16 protein-coding genes are annotated in these 17,412 nt (G+C 56.2%); 8 read left to right on the top strand and 8 right to left on the bottom strand.

The window, feature by feature from the left end:
• Positions 1–15 precede the first annotated feature (15 nt).
• The 8 genes from EKM04_RS21430 to tssH form a co-directional block, all read right to left on the bottom strand.
• Positions 16–939 (bottom strand): polysaccharide deacetylase family protein, encoded by a 924-nt coding sequence (locus EKM04_RS21430; RefSeq protein ID WP_183893385.1) that lies wholly within the window; start codon positions 937–939, stop codon positions 16–18.
• Positions 939–1,886 (bottom strand): polysaccharide deacetylase family protein, encoded by a 948-nt coding sequence (locus tag EKM04_RS21425; RefSeq protein WP_210290004.1) that lies wholly within the window; start codon positions 1,884–1,886, stop codon positions 939–941. The genes EKM04_RS21430 and EKM04_RS21425 overlap by 1 nt, the downstream gene beginning before the upstream one ends.
• A 1-nt stretch (position 1,887) precedes the next feature.
• The gene (locus tag EKM04_RS21420; RefSeq protein ID WP_174155392.1) at positions 1,888–2,565 is read right to left on the bottom strand and encodes an isochorismatase family protein; all 678 of its coding nucleotides are present in this window, start codon (positions 2,563–2,565) and stop codon (positions 1,888–1,890) included.
• A 292-nt stretch (positions 2,566–2,857) separates the two neighbouring features.
• Positions 2,858–3,751, bottom strand: coding sequence for an NAD-dependent epimerase/dehydratase family protein (locus EKM04_RS21415; RefSeq protein ID WP_183893383.1), 894 nt, complete (start codon positions 3,749–3,751; stop codon positions 2,858–2,860).
• Between the two features lie 452 nt (positions 3,752–4,203).
• Positions 4,204–4,704: a type VI secretion system amidase effector protein Tae4 gene (locus tag EKM04_RS21410; protein WP_174155024.1), complete on the bottom strand. Its 501-nt coding sequence runs from the start codon at positions 4,702–4,704 to the stop codon at positions 4,204–4,206.
• A gap of 12 nt (positions 4,705–4,716) precedes the next feature.
• Positions 4,717–5,106: a Rap1a/Tai family immunity protein gene (locus tag EKM04_RS21405; RefSeq protein ID WP_183893381.1), complete on the bottom strand. Its 390-nt coding sequence runs from the start codon at positions 5,104–5,106 to the stop codon at positions 4,717–4,719.
• Between the two features lie 101 nt (positions 5,107–5,207).
• Positions 5,208–5,684, bottom strand: coding sequence for an Hcp family type VI secretion system effector (locus EKM04_RS21400; RefSeq protein ID WP_174155026.1), 477 nt, complete (start codon positions 5,682–5,684; stop codon positions 5,208–5,210).
• 59 nt (positions 5,685–5,743) lie between these two features.
• Positions 5,744–8,413: a type VI secretion system ATPase TssH gene (gene tssH, locus EKM04_RS21395; protein WP_183893379.1), complete on the bottom strand. Its 2,670-nt coding sequence runs from the start codon at positions 8,411–8,413 to the stop codon at positions 5,744–5,746.
• A 220-nt stretch (positions 8,414–8,633) separates the two neighbouring features.
• Here tssH and tssA point away from each other — a divergent pair, with 220 nt between their 5' ends.
• From tssA to tssG, 8 genes are all read left to right on the top strand, one after another.
• Positions 8,634–9,692, top strand: coding sequence for a type VI secretion system protein TssA (tssA, locus tag EKM04_RS21390; protein WP_183893377.1), 1,059 nt, complete (start codon positions 8,634–8,636; stop codon positions 9,690–9,692).
• 62 nt (positions 9,693–9,754) lie between these two features.
• Complete coding sequence (tssB, locus tag EKM04_RS21385) at positions 9,755–10,264, top strand: type VI secretion system contractile sheath small subunit (RefSeq protein ID WP_174155032.1); 510 nt, start codon at positions 9,755–9,757, stop codon at positions 10,262–10,264.
• Between the two features lie 98 nt (positions 10,265–10,362).
• Positions 10,363–11,844, top strand: a complete 1,482-nt coding sequence (tssC, locus tag EKM04_RS21380; RefSeq protein WP_183893375.1) for a type VI secretion system contractile sheath large subunit — start codon at positions 10,363–10,365, stop codon at positions 11,842–11,844.
• A 55-nt stretch (positions 11,845–11,899) separates the two neighbouring features.
• Positions 11,900–13,291, top strand: coding sequence for a type VI secretion system contractile sheath large subunit (gene tssC / locus EKM04_RS21375; protein WP_183893373.1), 1,392 nt, complete (start codon positions 11,900–11,902; stop codon positions 13,289–13,291).
• A complete protein-coding gene (locus tag EKM04_RS21370) occupies positions 13,288–14,112 on the top strand; it encodes a type VI secretion system accessory protein TagJ (RefSeq protein WP_183893371.1) in 825 nt (274 codons plus the stop codon). Before tssC (EKM04_RS21375) ends, EKM04_RS21370 begins: the two co-directional genes overlap by 4 nt.
• The gene (gene tssE / locus EKM04_RS21365; protein ID WP_174155039.1) at positions 14,105–14,614 is read left to right on the top strand and encodes a type VI secretion system baseplate subunit TssE; all 510 of its coding nucleotides are present in this window, start codon (positions 14,105–14,107) and stop codon (positions 14,612–14,614) included. The genes EKM04_RS21370 and tssE overlap by 8 nt, the downstream gene beginning before the upstream one ends.
• Positions 14,607–16,391 (top strand): type VI secretion system baseplate subunit TssF, encoded by a 1,785-nt coding sequence (tssF, locus tag EKM04_RS21360; RefSeq protein ID WP_183893369.1) that lies wholly within the window; start codon positions 14,607–14,609, stop codon positions 16,389–16,391. Before tssE ends, tssF begins: the two co-directional genes overlap by 8 nt.
• 9 nt (positions 16,392–16,400) lie before the next feature.
• Positions 16,401–17,405, top strand: a complete 1,005-nt coding sequence (gene tssG / locus EKM04_RS21355; RefSeq protein ID WP_183893367.1) for a type VI secretion system baseplate subunit TssG — start codon at positions 16,401–16,403, stop codon at positions 17,403–17,405.
• Positions 17,406–17,412: the final 7 nt, after the last annotated feature.

Raw genomic sequence — 17,412 nt, 5'->3', positions numbered from 1 at the left:
GTTCGAGGTTCGGCTTTAGCGCGCAGCACGGAACGCTTCGCAAATGTCGCCTGCGGGCGCATTCCACACGCCGTCATGCGACAGAATGTAATCGAGCGCCTCACGCAGATATTCGATGCGGTAAGGCATGCCGGAGACCCAGCTATGCAGGGGAAGGCTCATGATGCGGCCGCCATAGTCCGCGCTTTCACGATAGAGAACGTCGAAGCGGTCCTTGACCTGCTGCACCCATTCCGCTTCGGAGTGGAAATACTCCTCGGCAACCACACGGTCGTCAGTCTCGTAGGCCATGGGAACGGCGAGGAGTGCACCGTTTTTCGTCTGCATCTCATAAGGCAAGTCGTCGTTTGCCCAATCCAGACTGTAAGCGACACCGTTGCACGCCAAAAGATCGGGCGTATTGAAACCCTGCGCCCGACCCGGCGACAGCCAGCCCTCGACCTTCTGTCCGCTCGCTTCACGAAGCAGTTTCAAGGCCTCGACGATGATGGCATTTTCTTCGTCTTCACCCAACCCGGAATGGTGGACCTTGCCCATATCCAGACCGTGGGCGATAATCTCATGCCCGCCTCTTACGACGGCTTCGATCAGTGCCGGATACCGCGCTGCAATCACACCATTGATGGCAAAGCTGGTTTCCAGCTCCTTTTCCGCCAGAAGCTTGAGAATGCGGAAAATGCCGATCCGATTTCCGTAGTCACGGTTCGTATAATATCGAAAGTCCGGGTACGGCATGGACAAGGCACCTGGCGCCTTGAATGGCTTGGATGGCATATCCAGTGGAAAATGCTGGACATGGGTGACGATGGAGAGCGCAACACGCGCGCCATCCGGCCATGCGATCGGCTTGCGAGTGAAAAGATTGCTCCACGCATAGCGGTCATGGTCCATGCCATAACGACGGGCGGGATAGTTGAGATAGTCTTCAGGCATTGACATCAGCGCGCACCTTTCCCGATTTTTTGGGCAGCCATAGCAGCGCTCATGGCGTCATAGGCACCGGTGGAATAGTAGGCGGCGGCAATCTCGCGGCCTGTCGTTTGCCACACGCCATCATGGCTGGCGATATATTCAATAGCTTCGGCAAACGCGTCGATGCGGTGCGGCTGCCCTACAAGGTATGGGTGTAGCGGAATGCACATGACAGTGCCGCTTTCGTCGCCTTCCTTGTAGAGCTGATCGAACTGCCGTTTGATGATTTCGCCGTAATGGCGCGATGTGACCTTCTGGCTGTTGTAGACGATGACGTCGTTCATCTCGAGCGAGTAAGGCATCGAGATCAGCTTGCCTGTGTTGACCTTGACCGGCATCGGCTGGTCGTCGTGGAACATATCGCAGGTATACTGAATACCGGCTTCCGACAGAATATCCATCGTCCAGAAATTGTTGGAGAGCGCGGGCGAGAGCCACCCGGCCAATTCCTGACCGGTGTGTTTGCGGACCGTATCGAAAGCATCGCGAATAACGGCGCGTTCCTGCTCGATATCGAGATTATAGACATAACGGGTGTTGTAGATACCGTGGGAAAAGAACTCCCAGCCACGATCAGCGCAGGCCTTGATGATTTCAGGGTGGTGGTCGCACAGCGCAACGTTCAAAGAGACGGAACCGCGAAACCCGGCCTTGTCCATCGCCGCCATCATCCGCTGCCAACCGGCCCGGTTGCCGTAATCGCGGTGGGAATATTGCAGGACATCCGGGTTCGGTCGCGCCCACGGCGTGCGGGTCGGATTGTTCGGCGGATTGTATTCGTAGAACTCGATGTTGGGCGCGATCCAGACGGCGATCTTCTTGTTGCCGGGCCAGACGATCTTGGGACGGTTCGGCCAAGGCAGGTAATCATAAAGCCCCAGATCCGACTTCATCGCGGTTCCCTCGGCAGCCATTTTAACGCTCCTCCGGCTGGTAGGCCTCGTACCAGGCAATGGCATCCGCCACGGGGATTACGTCGCCGTATTTCACCGCGATGTCGTAGAGGTTGGCGAAGTGTGGGCTCTCATGCTTGTCCGCGACACATTCCTCGGGAACGATAACCCGATAACCGCGCGAAATGGAATCGACGACGCAGGCGCGGACGCAGCCAGATGTAGAACCACCCGTCAGAACCACGGTATCGCACTGGTGCCAGACCATCAGGGACTGAAGATTCGTCTCGTGAAACGGAGACGCCATGCGCTTGTTGATGATGATGTCCTTGACGTGATCAATCTGCAGACGCGGATCGAACTCTGCCCTGCGCGAACCAACCTTGATGTTCTGAAGTGAGTCCGGCGTGTTGGTTCGGGTCCCCCAGACACCGCAATCTTCGCCCGACTCCATGTAGGCGACATAGGTCCAGGTCACGGGAAGCTTCTTGTCGCGGGCAAGGTTCGACAGTGTATTGACGTAATCGAGCTGCCTCGGATCAGTCTCGTAGGCAGACACGAATTCGCCAAGAGAAGTATAGGCACATTGCAGATCGATGTTGATCAACATCGGCTTGCGACCGAACCCGAACCGTTTACGTGTGGGATTTGCCTTGGCCTGCTCGTAAATCTGACGCGCGGTGAGCGATGAAGTTTCCATGATGACCTCCAGGACATGCGACCTCCCTGCACGACTGATTTCAGTCGCCATTTCCCTCACCAAGGGGTCGCTTTATACTTCCTATTGTTATCACTTTATATCATTTGTAAAGCCTCTTTCGGAAACTCCTAAGATGTCTTTTGCAAAGACGCATTCTGTCTGTGCAATTGCCTCTTGTGCGCCACGGCGAGCGCTAAGAAATGGGCAGATCCTGAAAAAAGAAAAGGAGGCAGGCCGGTATGGCCCACCCCCCGCTTCTCCATCGGTAGAGTTTGTTGACGGAGCTCAAGCCTTACCGCGCAACATACCGCTTCCAGGGATGCTCTTCCTTGAAGCCCAGGATTTCACGCGCCTTCCGGTTGGAGAGTGGCGCCTCGTCCGGCCCCATTTCCCGCAGGATCGGGGTGTTGGGGCAGTATTTGGCAAGAAATTCGGCCGTTGGCAGATCGGCCGTGATCGTATCATTGACGGCGTTGAAAACCTGATACCCAAGCCCGTCTTTTTCGATGCAGAGATGAACGAGAGTGCCAAGATCCCGCGCATCGATGTAGCTCCAGGCGTTGCGTTTTCGCGACATGGGATCATCGAGAAAGGCTGGAAAGTTGGAGTATTCATGCGGCTCGATGACATTGGCGATGCGCAGCGCATAGATATCTGCCTTGTACCGCATGGCAAAAGCCCGTGCCGTCTTTTCATTGACAAGCTTCGACAAGCCATAACTGTCCATGGGATCGGAATCATAACTCTCATCCAGTGGAAAGGCGTGAAAATCCTTTTCACCTTCCGCAAAGCAGACGCCGTAGGTCGTCTCGCTCGAGGCGATGATGACCTTGCGAACACCCAGCTTCATCGCTGCTTCGATCACATTGTATGTGCCGACCACGTTCGCTTCGAAGGTCTTGTTGTCAGGCTCGATCAACACACGGGGAATAGCCGCAAAATGCACGACAGCATCAGGTGCGGAAGGAGGTTCACCTTTTTCAAAACCATCGAACCCGAAATGTGTCGTCAGCGCATTAAAAACCTGGCCGCTATCGGTGATATCCGCAATCAACGTGTTGACCCCTGGCAAATCCAAGGGTTTTAAATCGACATTCAAAACGGAATAACCCTTTTCCAACAGCTTGGGAACGGCATGGCGTCCGGCCTTGCCTGTGCCACCTGTAAAAATGATACGCTTGGTCATGTCTGGCCTCCTCTAAAAGCAAATATCCAGCAAACCCGTCCATCAGCAGCGCTGAGGAAGACAGATTCTACGGGAGCGTTATAGACCTAACATAAGCCGCCCATGAGACCCGCCTGCTTTTAACGAATTTGGGCGGGAGCGGCGCACCAGGCCGCGAGATTCAACGTCTGAGGCGACGCAATCTCGCCGGAGATCGGCGAAGACCCGATCCGGGTCGAGTTTCAATGGGGTCAAATCCAGGTGTGCGATACGTGAGCTAATGCGTGGCCACATCATGCTGCGTTAAGATGCGCCGAGTCACCGAAGTTTCCGACGCGCTGATCAACAATTCCGGTTGCACAGTCGAAGTCAAACCAGCGGTCTCAAAGCGCCACGCTGCGCAAGCGTCTTTACTTGCCCTTGGGAGAACCTCTCAATGGTAAGCGGAAGCGCGTCGCAATCGAAATATCCAATCAGGAAACTCGGTTGGACTGCAGCGGCCAGAACCAGATCGTTTCGGAATTGTAGTAGCAACTTGAGCCGCACTGTGTGGCGTCAGTTCCGCCCAACACCAGATCGATGTGGCCACCGCCGCGATATCCGGGAATATTGTTGAAAGCGACAACGCCTTTGCGGGCGCCAATACCATTCTGGGCCGTGGCAGGCGTGTAGGGCTCATAACGGCCAAGGTAATTGTTTCGGGCGAGCAGATCGGCAAGCCGTCTCATCGAGACTTCAACGCCCTTCCCTGTGAAGGGACCTTTCAGGATTTTATGGGAACCAGGCACGACGTTGATGCCAGATTTGACGAACGCAAGGCTGACACGAATGGCACACGTGTTATTGTAGCTCGGATTACCGATAAAATCGTCCCATCCAATTTCGGTGAACAAGTCTTTCTGACTGACATAGTTGCCGCGCGATACTTCGCTGCTTGGATAATTTGCATAAAGTGTATCGAAATCAATGCGCATGACGATGTCCGATCAGTTTTTTTTAGGTTCACACGGAAATGCGATGACGAGCGCTTCTTCGACCAAAGCGGCTGCCGGTTCGGCAAGTTTTTCGGAGGGTATATCGACCAGATAGGTGTAGACGCGGTCTGTGATTTCGTGCGGTGCAATATCACCGGCACCACACCAGTGCGCGTTTGCCGTCAAATCTGCTACGGCTGCGATATAAGCGCTACTTTTGGCGACGGAAACCAAACGGCGGAGTTCCGGGTCGGAAACTTCAGGTGAAAGCTTGCCCTCGATTGCCTGCTTCAACTCGGAACCGGAGTATATCCAGGTCCGATCTGCCGCTTCCGATGGCAATGCAAAGCCCACCCACGACAGGAATGTTGTCAAGACGAGCGCTGGATACATGCCGAACATTTGTTGACCAATCGAAACGCGAGACGGAAACGTCACGGCAACGGAACAGCTCGCTTGACAATCTCCGGTGCGAGAAGGTCCCGCACCGGAGGCCAGGGCGATTAGGCAGCCTTTGTCGTCGCCAGATCGTAGGACGAGATCATTGGCGACTGCGGGTTGTTCTGATCGTCGAACGGTGTGTACTTCACTTCCATTTTGGTGAAGTTGAGCTTGATAGTCTCAACAGGACGGTCACCGCTGGAATCGACGGAGTAGCTGGCAATCAGAGTATTGGTTAGCAGGTACTCGATATAGGTGTTGCCGGGGTTACCGGTCGTGACGAGGTGGATCGTCGCCTGCTTGCCGGTGCGACCGGCGCATGCTTCACCAAAAAGCTTGGTGGAGGATGAGTCGCTGACCTTTGTGAGGATCACTTCCGAGATTGTCGGCTCGGAGGCTTCGCGGTTCGCCGCAGAACCAGCAGAGGTATTCATGTTACGAGCGACGTTCCAGTGAAGGGCTTCGATATCCATCCACTTACGGTGTTCCTCATGGGTTGCATCACCCTGAATGCCGTCCAACTGCAGATAAATTGGCATACTGTAAGCTCCTGTATTGATTGATAGACCTCTTGCTTCGAGGTCGGGTTACCTTTCGTCTAATGCCGCATGCGTCGAGAAACCCCATCCGACGCGGCAACTTTATCCGCAGCAGCTGCTGGAGCCGCCGCGAATTCGTCCATATTCCCAACCGCATCGGCACGGATGCCGAACCCGGTATCATCAAAATCGACAGTCACACGCCTCACCTTGTCGCCAGCGATGACCTTCTCGAGGAAGAAGCTGGACAAAGGCGGCAGGAGGTCTCTGCCAATCATGATTTCGATGGCGCGAGCGCCGATTTCGCTCGAACCGGCACGTCCGACGAGCGCTTCACGCGCCGCTGCCGAAAGTTCCAGTTCGGTTCCATAAGATGAGCGCACCCGCTCGGCTATTTTATCAATTTGGATGTCTACAATCCGGGAAAGTTGCTCAGGTCCCAGTGGCATGAAAGGCAGGATGACGGTTCGACCGAGGAACGCTGGCTTGAACTGCTTTGTCAGTTCCGGCATCAACAGTGCCTCAAGGGCCTCACCCTCTGGCATCGTGTCGGGATCAGCCGACAGAGCGGACAGGAGTTCTGATCCGGTATTGGCCGTCATGAAGATCGTCGTATTCTTGAAGTCGATGTCACGACCTTCGCCGTCTTTCAACATTCCCTTGTCGAAGACCTGATAGAAAATATCCTGAACGCCCGGATGCGCCTTATCGATTTCGTCCAGCAGCAGAACGCCAAACGGACGACGACGCACCGCTTCCGTCAAAACGCCACCCTCGCCATAACCGACATAGCCTGGCGGTGAGCCGAGAAGCAGGGAAACCTTATGTTCCTCCTTGAACTCGGACATATTGATTGTCGTTAGATGACCGTTCCCGCCATAGAGCAAGTCGGCGAGGGAGAGAGCGGTTTCTGTCTTGCCGGTGCCAGACATGCCGACAAGCATGAAAACGGCAGGTGGACGGCGAGGATCCGATAGGCCGGCTCTCGCCGTACGCATCGCATCCGCAATGCGATCGATGGCCCAATCCTGCCCGATGACGCGCTGCTTCATGCGCTCATCGAGCGTCTTGGCGCTTTCGATCTGGTCTGCCAGGAGTTTTCCGAGCGGAATGCCAGTCCATCGCGATACGACGGCCGCAATCATCTCCCGGTCTACCACCAACGGCACCAGTCTTTCGTCATGTCCATCGGACCGGGCGGCAACAGGTCTCAAAGGTGCGATGTTCGATGCCTCGATTGTCGAGGTCGAGGCATCGTCCGCTTGTGAAAGATCGAGAATTTCTGCATCGTATCGCGTGCGCACATCGTCTATCGATGCTTCGAGACTTTCGATCTCACTCTTGATCGCTTCGATCCGCTTGGTCATTTCCTCGTCAGAGCTTTCGCGCGACAGCCACTCAAGCTCGGTCGCCAGAAGACGCTTCTCGCTCTCCATGTTACGAAGCTTTTCCGGAAGCGTCTGGCGTGCGAGCGAAACGGCAGCAGCGGCCGTATCCAGCAAGCTGACAGCCTTGTCGGGCAGCTGTCGTGCGGGCATATAGCGTGCAGACAATTGCACGGCGGCGACGATCGCCTCGTCGCGTATCGTAACACCATGATGCTTGATAAAGGTATCTGCGATACCCCGGAGCATCCGAATGGCTGTCGTCTCATCAGGTTCGCGGATGTGAACTGGCTGGAACCTGCGCGTTAACGCAGCATCTTTTTCGAAATATTTCTTGTATTCGCTCCAGGTCGTCGCGGCCACTGTCCGGACCTCACCGCGGGCCAGCGCAGGCTTAAGAATATTTGCGGCATCTCCCTGCCCTGCGGCACCGCCCGCACCGACAAGCCCATGCGCCTCGTCAATGAAGAGAATAATGGGATCAACCGAACGCTTCACCGCGTCGATAACACCATGGAGACGTCGCTCGAATTCACCCTTCACGCCTGCGCCTGCCTGCAAAAGAGACAGATCGAGACTGAGAAGTCGCACGTCTCTCAGCTTTTCCGGTACGTTCCCGGAAACGATTTCCAGGGCCAATGCTTCCGCAACTGCCGTTTTCCCAACACCAGCCTCACCAACGAGAATGGGGTTGTTCTGCCGCCGCCGGGTCAGGATATCGATCATCTGTCGCAACTCTTCGTCGCGTCCGATGACCGGATCGACCTTGCCCTGACGGGCATCTTCAGTCATGTCCTGTGTGTAAAGCCGAAGAAAATCGTTTTGGTCTTTGCCCTGCCCCGACAGAGGCGAACCCTGTTCGTTCCTAGAGCCGCTCTCCGGCTGCAACGCCTGCTCCTCACGCAAAGCTTGCAAAGCAACGCGATCCACCAGTTTGAGCGAGGGGAACGCTGCCCGCACGAGACTGCGGAGCGAGGCCTCCTCATCAAGGGCGAGAATGAGATGAACGAGATCGACGTGGCTGCGACCGTCCTGTAATGATGCGAGAAGCCATGCCTCGCGACCAGTCGTCAAGACGTTCTGCGACAGGGAAAGCGCTTCGCCATCGCCGATTGCCGCATCGTCCAAAGCTCTATCGATCTCGGCGCGCAGATTATCGACCGGAATTTTCAGTTGAGCCAAAATGTCAGCATGCTTGTCGTTTTCCACAACCGCACACAACCAGTGGGCAATATCCACATACCGATGGTTACGCCGGGCAGCGACCGATGCGGCAGCCTCCAGCGACACCCGCAGGTCTGGCTCAAGCGCTTCGATCAGGCGATTGAGATCTATGTGCGACATGCAGCGGGCCTCCGATTTGCGACATTACACAACGTGACGTGGCATAGTTAGGTGGGTGAAACTCACTTGTCCAGCCAAAAGTTGCGTTTTTTATTTGACGAGTTTAAAATGAAGTCACCACAATTTCGCCTTATTTTCCATAAGTCTGGTTGGTGACTTACATTACGTAACGGAAGTAACCGTCACGGAAACATCATACTTTAAGAGGGATAGACTGATATTGAGTGCGCAAGAAGTCACAAGCAATATAGAATATCTTGGAGATTGCGGAGAAAATATTCGAGGCAATCAAAGAACTCGCGAACTTTACTATAGAATTAAGGATGAAAGAAACCAAGCTCGGGCAGAAGAGCGCTCTGTTTCCCCACAGGAAGTTCTCAGGGTTTCCAATAACTGGACAGAGGTTAGCAATCTCGGATTGCAGATTATATATTCTGAAAGTCGTGATATCGAAATATTGGCATGGCTTGCCGAAGCAGAACTTAGGTTGCGGGGCTACACCGGCTTACTCGAAATCTACCGCTTGACCCATGACATTTTGTGCAACCAGTGGGACTCGATCAAGTCGATCAGCGACGATGATGACGAAGAAAAATTTTCTCCGTTTGCCGGATTGAACGGTGTGGGAAGCGAAGGAACGCTTGTTCAGCCCTTGAGACTGAGCTCGCTCATTCCTGGCGGGAAATTCGGAGAACGGACACTCTGGGACTTTCAGTTGGCGCAGAGACCTGCTGAAACCAAGCGCCGTGAAGATTTGTATCAGGCGGCGTCCGAAGTCGGTGTCGCAGCGATGTCCGCACAATTGGCCGACGTGAACGCCTGCCTCGAAATGTTTGACGCGATCAGCGCAATTCTATCGGAACGGTGTGGGCCCAACGCACCCGCGAGTTCCAACATCAGAAATATCCTCATCGAAACAGCTGCCGCAATCCGCGCCCTGGGTGGAAAAGATGGCGCACCACCGCCGCCTCCACAGAATACACGCATAACGGATGAGGAAAATGCGCCTGCGCAGCCAGAAGTTCAGAAAAACTTAACTTCGAACCCGGAAGAAATCGCTTCACGTGACGACGCATTTGAAACTCTTCTCGCAGTTGCGCGTTACTTTCGCCGAACGGAACCGCATTCTCCGATTTCGTTGGCTATCGAAACATTGGTCCGCAGGGGGCGCATGGATTTTTCAGAGCTACTTGCCGAGCTGTTGCCCGAGGCGCAAGTGCGCAATGCGGTATTGACGGCAGCGGGCATAAAGCCGGGTGGCGAAGATGCCGGGAAATAGTGAAATCACGGGGGCGTGCTCCCCAAAGTCAGCAATGCTTTTAAAGCGTCAAGGAGGTTCCAATGCCAAGTGTACATGAGAAGCTGGAGCGTGTTCGCAAACCTCGCGTTCACATCAAATACGAAGTGGAAACCGAAGGCGCCATGGTGGTCAAGGAACTGCCATTTGTCGTTGGCGTGCTTGGTGATTTCTCCGGCAACCCCACCCAGCCATTGAAACCTTTTGGTGAACGCAAGTTCGTCCAGATCGACCGGGACAATTTCGATGAAGTCATGCGACGCATGACGCCTGGTCTGAACATGAGCGTTCCCAACACGCTCCAGGATGACGGAACGGATTTGCAGATCAACCTCAAATTCGAAAGCATGGACGATTTCCTGCCCGGCGCGGTGGTGGAGCAAGTTCCGGCACTCAAGGCCCTTCTCGATGCGCGCAACGAACTGCGCGACCTGCTTTCCAAAGCGGACCGTTCGGAAGACCTGGAGCGATTGCTGGAAGATATTCTGCAGAACAAGACTGATCTGGGAACGCTTGTATCTGAGCTGAAAGAGAAGAACGGCGAAGGCAAATAGCTTCGCTGCATTAGCATTGCTTCGTTGAGACGCCCCGGCAACGGGGCTTCCCCGGTTCTAGCGGCAGACAAGAAAGCCGCATTTGGAAGGATTGAGACATGAGCGCTGATAGCCTGCTGAAAAATGACGCACAGGCAACGACGACCGAAGAAAATGGCCTTCTGGCCAAGGTGGTTGCCGCAACACGCCAGACCGAACCCGACCGTGCTCAAAATCTTCTGCGCACGCTGACGGATCAAGCCCTCAAGGGTACCGTCAAATATGACCGCAACCTCACAGTTACCCTTAATCAGGCGATTGCCGACCTTGATCGGGCGATTTCCGTTCAGCTCGCCGCCGTCATGCAGGCGCCTGAGTTCACGAAACTGGAGGGCACGTGGCGCGGACTGAACTATCTGGTCAAGAACTCCGAGACGAGCGTCAACCTCAAGATCCGCGTTCTGAACGCCACCAAGCGTGAAGTCAGCCGCGATCTTGAAAAGGCCGTCGAGTTCGATCAATCCCGCCTGTTCAAATCGATTTATGAAGACGAATTCGGCACTCCCGGCGGTGAACCCATGGGCGCCATTATCGGCGACTACGAGTTCGATAACTCGTTCGAAGACGTTCAGTTGTTGCAGGGCGTCTCTTCGATCGCGGCGGCTGCCTTTGCGCCATTCATTTCCGCTGCAAGCCCCCGCATGTTCGGCTTTGACGACTACCGCGATCTGGCGCGCCCACGCGACCTTGAGAAGATTTTCGACACTGTCGAATACGCAAAATGGCGCAGCTTCCGCGAGAGCGACGATTCCCGCTTCGTCACGCTCGCCCTGCCCCGCGTTCTCGCACGGATGCCGTATGGCCCGAAGACCAATCCGATCGACGAATTTGCCTATGATGAGACCAAGGGTTCCGTGAACAACGATCTCGATCATGACGAATATTGCTGGATGAATGCGGCATACGTTATGGGGACGAAGCTGACGGACGCCTTCGCCAAAAATGGCTGGTGCACGGCGATCCGTGGTGCCGAAAACGGCGGCAAGGTCGAAAATCTCCCAATGCATGTCTTCTCCAGTGACGATGGTGATCTGGATTTAAAGTGCCCGACTGAGGTCGGAATCACTGACCGTCGCGATGCGGAACTCGGCAAGCTCGGCTTTCTCCCACTGTGCCACTACAAGAACACAGATTACGCCGTCTTCTTCGGCGCGCAGACGGCCCACAAGCCCAAGCTGTACGACCGGCCGGAAGCGACAGCAAACGCAGCAGTGTCCGCCCGCCTGCCCTACATGATGGCGACGTCCCGGTTTGCCCATTACCTGAAGGTCATGGGCCGCGATAAGATTGGCTCGTTCATGGAGGCATCGGATTGCGAAGTCTGGCTCAATCGCTGGATTTCCAACTATGTCAACGCCAACGACGAGGCAGGCGAGGAGTCCAGGGCGAAATATCCTCTTCGCGACGCCAAGGTCACCGTTCAGGAAATTCCTGGCAAGCCTGGCGCATACAACGCCGTTGCCTGGATGCGTCCATGGTTGCAGATGGAAGAGCTGACGACGTCGCTGCGTATGGTCGCCCGTATTCCAACCAAGAACTGAAGATGAAAAGGGGCAGCAGTGCCCCTCTTCTCGCATTTGCGCCTGGAGCCCATCCATGAAGCCACGGTCCGTTTCGGACACCCGCAGTCAGGCCGACCTGCTCATCGCACTCATAGACGAGGCGTTGAACGCGCAGGTCAACGCCATTTTGCACCATCCTGATTTTCAGGCGATGGAAGCGAGATGGCGAGGGCTTGCCATGGTGGTGCGCGAGGCAAGCCGAGGCCCCGACGTCAAGATCAAGTTGCTGAACGCAAGTTGGCGTGAACTGGCCCGCAGCATGGAGCGGGCGACGGATTTTGACCAAAGCCACCTTTTCGAGATTATCTATAGCCGCGAATTCGGAATGCCGGGCGGCGAGCCTGTCGGTCTGTTGATTGGCGACTACACGTTTTCGCCTGATGACTTGGAGGGCATTGATTCCATAACCGCTCTTTCACAGATCGGCATGGTTGCTGCGGCCGCGTTTTGCCCATTCGTCGCGGCAGCGTCCCCCATGACGGTCGGCCTTGAGGATTTTTCCGAACTGAACCGCGTTCACGACTTTTCATGGTTGAAGCAGGAAAAGTCGCGGCTGCGATGGAATGCGCTGCGTGCGCGTGATGACAGCCGGTTTGTTGGTCTTGTCGCCCCCCGCATCCTTTTACGCTCACCACACAAACCATATTCGCGCAGGCGCGAAGATCCTTTCCCCTTCCGTGAACACGTGTCGGAGGACGGGGAAACATTGCTGTGGGGAAATGCCGCCTTTGCCTTTGGGGCCGTCGTCGTCAGGAATTTCAACGAGAGCGGCTGGTTTGCCGATATTCGTGGCGTAACGCAGGATGCTGTGGATGGCGGCATGCTGTCGCCCGCGCAGTTACCCCCACTCGACTTGGGCCTTGAAAGCGACGGACTTTCAGCACAGCCGCCCGTCGAGGCACAACTCACCACTGGCCAGGAACAACAGTTCTCCGACCTTGGCATCGTGCCGGTCTCTACGACCTATTTGTCCAGCATGGCAATTTTCAACGCAAATCAGTCGCTTCATGCTCCGGGCCATTATTCCGGCGAGAGCGCACGACAAAACGCCAGACTGGCTGCGATGCTGCAATATGTACTCTGCGCTTCCCGCTTTTCGCACTACCTCAAGGTTATCATGCGTGACGACATTGGTGCACTGAGCGATGCGCGCACGATTGAACGCAAGCTGGAAACATGGCTGGCGTCCTATACGCTCGGCAATGACGACGCCGAGGCCACTCTGAGAGCACGCTATCCCCTGCGTTCCGCGGGCATAGAGGTCTTCGAAATTCCGGGAAAACCGGGCAGCTTCTCGTGTACCGTTCGTCTCCAGCCCCACTTTCAGCTGGATGACGTCTCGACCAGCTTTCACCTTATTGCCGAAACGACAACTCCCATTGTCCGCAGCGGGGCAGCCCCCGAACCGCAAAGGATTACCGCATGACACTGCGCGAAGACATCTCCCGCCTGCTCGACGGCGATCAGCTCCAGGAGGCCATTGGCGCCGCAAAAGAACATGTGAAGGTAAAGCCGTCTGATAAGGAAGGCCGCAATCTTTACGTCGACCTGCTCATCCTAGCCGGCGAGTTCGAAAAAGCGGATGCGCAGTGCAACCTTGCCGCCACATTTGCCCCACAGGATGCTGTCGGCTTTTCCATCATCCGCCACCATTTGCGTGCTATGGCAGCACGTAATGCCTGGTTCGTGGACGGTGCCGTCCCCGATTTTGCAAACGGTCCTTCCGAACTCGATCAGCTTGCGATCAAGGCAAATATTGCGGCGCGCGCAGGCGACGCGGAAGCGGCCACGGGCGCGCTCGCGGAACTCGAGGCACAGCGCGGCGAGCTCTCCATTGTCTGCAACGGCAAACCCGCTGGAGATATTCGCGACCTCGATGACCGTATTCCACACGCCCTCGAAGTGTTGACGGACGGAGGTCGCTATCTTTGGATCGATTACGCCAGGATCGAGTCGCTGACGATAGAGCCGATGAAGCGCCCGCGCGACATCGCCTTCCGCCAGGCAGAGTTATCTCTGCGTGACGGCGCCATGGCGTCGGTCTTGGTGCCGTCGCTGTACCACAGCGAAACTGGTAGCCCGACAATGTTGCTGGGTCGCGAAACAATCTGGAACGATGCCGGTCCGCTCGTCACCGGAGAAGGCCAACGTTGCCTGTTGATCGGTGATGATCTCGTGCCATTCCACGAAATATCCACTCTGTCCTCTACTGCTGAAACGCAAGAAAGGCAGACTGCGCGTGGTTGATCCGCTCGAGCAATACAGACCCAAGCAGCGGACGTTGTCTCGGTCGGTTTTCGACCGACTGCTGGATGATGCACCGGATGCGGAAAATGATCCACCCGCCAGCCTCGCTGATCAGGTTCGTGAAATGCGGGAGGTTATTCGCCGCGATCTGGAAGCCCTGCTGAACACGCGGCGCAATCCTGCGGGGCCGTCTGCCGATCTCAAAGAACTGCCAGACGCGCTGGTGAGCTACGGTGTCGATGGCATACTCTCCGCGAACCTCGTCACCGATGCTTCCAAGGCAAAGCTCGCGCAGACGATCGAGCGTCGCATCAGCATGTTTGAAACACGGCTTTCAGATGTTCGGGTCACCATTTTGCGCAACAGGGTGGACGGTGACCGGGCGCTGAGAATGCGCATTCAGGCAACGTTCCGCCTGCATGAGGGCATGCCGCCGATCAGTTTTGAATCCAAGATAGACCCTTCTACCCAACGCTTTCTGGTGGAGGCGGGAAATGCCTGACGGCTTTCTGGAAAAATACAACGACGAACTGTTTGCGCTGAGAAAGCGTGCGTCCCGCTTTGCCAAGGCGTTCCCAAAGATCGCCGGACGGCTGCGGATGACCGGTGACGTTGCCGATGACCCGCATGTCGAACGTTTGATCCAGAGCTTTGCATACTCCGCTGCTCGCGTGCGTCTGAAGCTCGATGATGAATTTCCCGAACTCTCGGACAGCCTGCTCGAGACGCTCTATCCCCATTATCTGGCGCCCCTGCCCTCGATGAGCGTCGTGCATTTCAAGCCAAGCGCCGCTCTTACGACCGTTCAGAGGCTGGAGCGTCATAGCGAAATTCTGGCTGAACCGATTGGCGGGGAGAGCTGCCGGTTCCGGACCGCACAGGACACCGACATCGTTCCGCTGGAAATCTCTGGCGCATCGCTCGTTAGCCAGCCCATCGACGCGCCGTTTTCGGCAAGCAGTGCGGGTGCCGCCAGCTGCCTGAAGCTCTCTCTGCGCACCACAGCGCCACGTCCCACGACATTCCGGGAGATGGGGCTGAGTTCGCTGCAGATTTTCATATCGTCGGCATGGCAGCAGGCAACAGCCCTTTACGAGTTGCTGGCGAACCATTGTGTCGGAGTGGCACTTGCCCAGCATTCCGAAGACAAGAACGCCGTGTTTCTTCCCGCAAAGAACCTGAAAACATCGGGCTTTGCGCGCGACCAGGCCATGCTGCCCTACCCTGCAAACAGCTTCGACGGTTACCGGCTGCTGACTGAGTTTTTTGCGCTTCCGCACAAGTTTCTGTTTCTCGACATTGACGGCATGAACCAGTGGACAGGCGGTGACTGCGAACTTTATATTTATCTTGACGCAGCTGATGCGCGCCTTGAGCGGATGGTCTCGGCAAAGGACTTCGTGCTCAACGCATCGCCCGTCATCAACCTTTTCCAGCAATCCTGTGAGCCGATCAATCTGGACGGCACCCGAACGGAGTACCGGCTGCTACCGGATGCACGGCGCCAGCGAACACGAGAGATCTACGGGGTCGAAGGTGTCCATCTGACAAACCGCTCCGGTCATATCGAAACGACGTCGCCATTCTTTGGCCGAACCCAGAGAAGCAATGGGTCCAATGTGTTCTGGCAATCCTACCGGCGTTTCGACGATGACGATGGTTCATCCGACACGGATATAGCCTTCGTTGACCAGCAGCGTGGGCCATTGGGGCCGCTCGATGTTGTCGCCAGCGTGGAAACGCTGTGTATCAACCGCGAGCTTCCCAGCCAGCTTCCTTTTGGTGGAGGGCACCCCTTCCTTCAGCTATCGGCTGGAAACGAGGCGATCGAGTCCATCCATGCCCTGTTGCCGCCGACGCCGGCCGTGCGAATGACCGAACGATCCGCACGAGAATGGAGGCTGGTCTCCCACCTGTTGCTCAACCATCTCTCGCTCTTTGACAATGGTGGCGCACCGCTCAAGGACATCCTGTCGCTCTACGCCTTCCGCGATACGCCGGAAACACGTCAACTGGTAGAAGCGATCACGTCGGTGGAAGCCAGCAATTCCCACGCCAGGATCGGTTCGGCCATGGTCCCGGGAACAGACATCACTCTGGAGTTTGATCCGGCGATGATCGACCGCTCCGCCGCCTTTGTGTTTGCGAGCGTGCTGAACCATTTCTTTGGTCTTTACACATCCATCAACAGCTTCACGCGCCTGATCGCAACCATGCGCGGTCAATCCGAACCTCTTGCCAAGTGGCCTGCCCGTGCGGCGGACCGCCCGCTACTTTAGGAGGTCTAGATGCCAGAGACAGCCAGGGATATGCGGGAACAGCAAGAGGAGCGACTGGGGCGGGACCCCGGCGCGTTCGAGCCTGCAACGGCCTTTCGTGTCGCACAGCATTTGGCTGAGAACGAGGAGCTGACGATTGGCGCGCATAATGGGTCGCGTCTGACGCCTGTCGCCATCGGCAGCTTTCGACGAAAAGACGGCAAAGCAGAGTTACGCTCGGCTTTCGCGCCGATCATGGGTCCACTCGGCTCGCTGCCACCCGTCTATGGCGAGATGCTGCAAAGGGAAGAGCGCAATCGATCAAAGGCACTGGGCAGTTTTTTCAGTCTGTTCGCGGGCCGTTTCAGCGAGCTTTTCGTTGCTGCTACCGAGAAATACAGGCTCGCTCGGGGTCTGCGTTGGTCAAATGACATGGAGAGCAATGCGTTCCGAAAGACCCTGCTGTCACTTACGGGCTTTGGTACGGCAGGTCTCAGTGAAAAAGTTGGCGTCAAGGATGACGTATTGCTCCGCTTCAGCGGACTTCTGGCAAACCGCAACCGCAATGCGACCGCACTCACCGCTATGCTTTGCGAGTTTACCGGGCTCGATGTCGCCGTCGAACAGTTTCGCAAGCGCTGGGTTCCGCTTCCCGTCCACGAACAAAGCCAGCTCGGTCAGCCGGGCGGCCTGTCGCTCGGGCGGAACGTCTCAGCAGGAAGCGCTGTTCAGGATTTCAGCGGTGGCTTTCGCATCGTGGTTGGCCCTGTCGGCTATGCCGACTATCTCGCGCTGACGCCTGGATCGAAACGCCTCGCGGAAATTTGCGCAGTCACACGCCTTTTCGTCGGCAGTGCCTTTGATTTTGATGTTCAGGTCATTTTGAAAAAAGAGGATGTGCCGTTTTGCCGGTTGGGACAACCGGACGCCCCCGCCAGGCTTGGCTGGAACAGCTGGGCGCGTGTTGCGCCCGCCCAAAAGGATAGTACCGACGCCATCGTGACCGAGCGTGAAGGCTCGGCGCTGTCTGCATGAGGACGAA

The sequence above is a fragment of the Rhizobium skierniewicense Ch11 genome (assembly GCF_023757665.1).
Taxonomy (GTDB): Bacteria; Pseudomonadota; Alphaproteobacteria; order Rhizobiales; family Rhizobiaceae; genus Agrobacterium; species Agrobacterium skierniewicense.
This window is presented reverse-complemented; position numbering and strand designations above follow the sequence as displayed.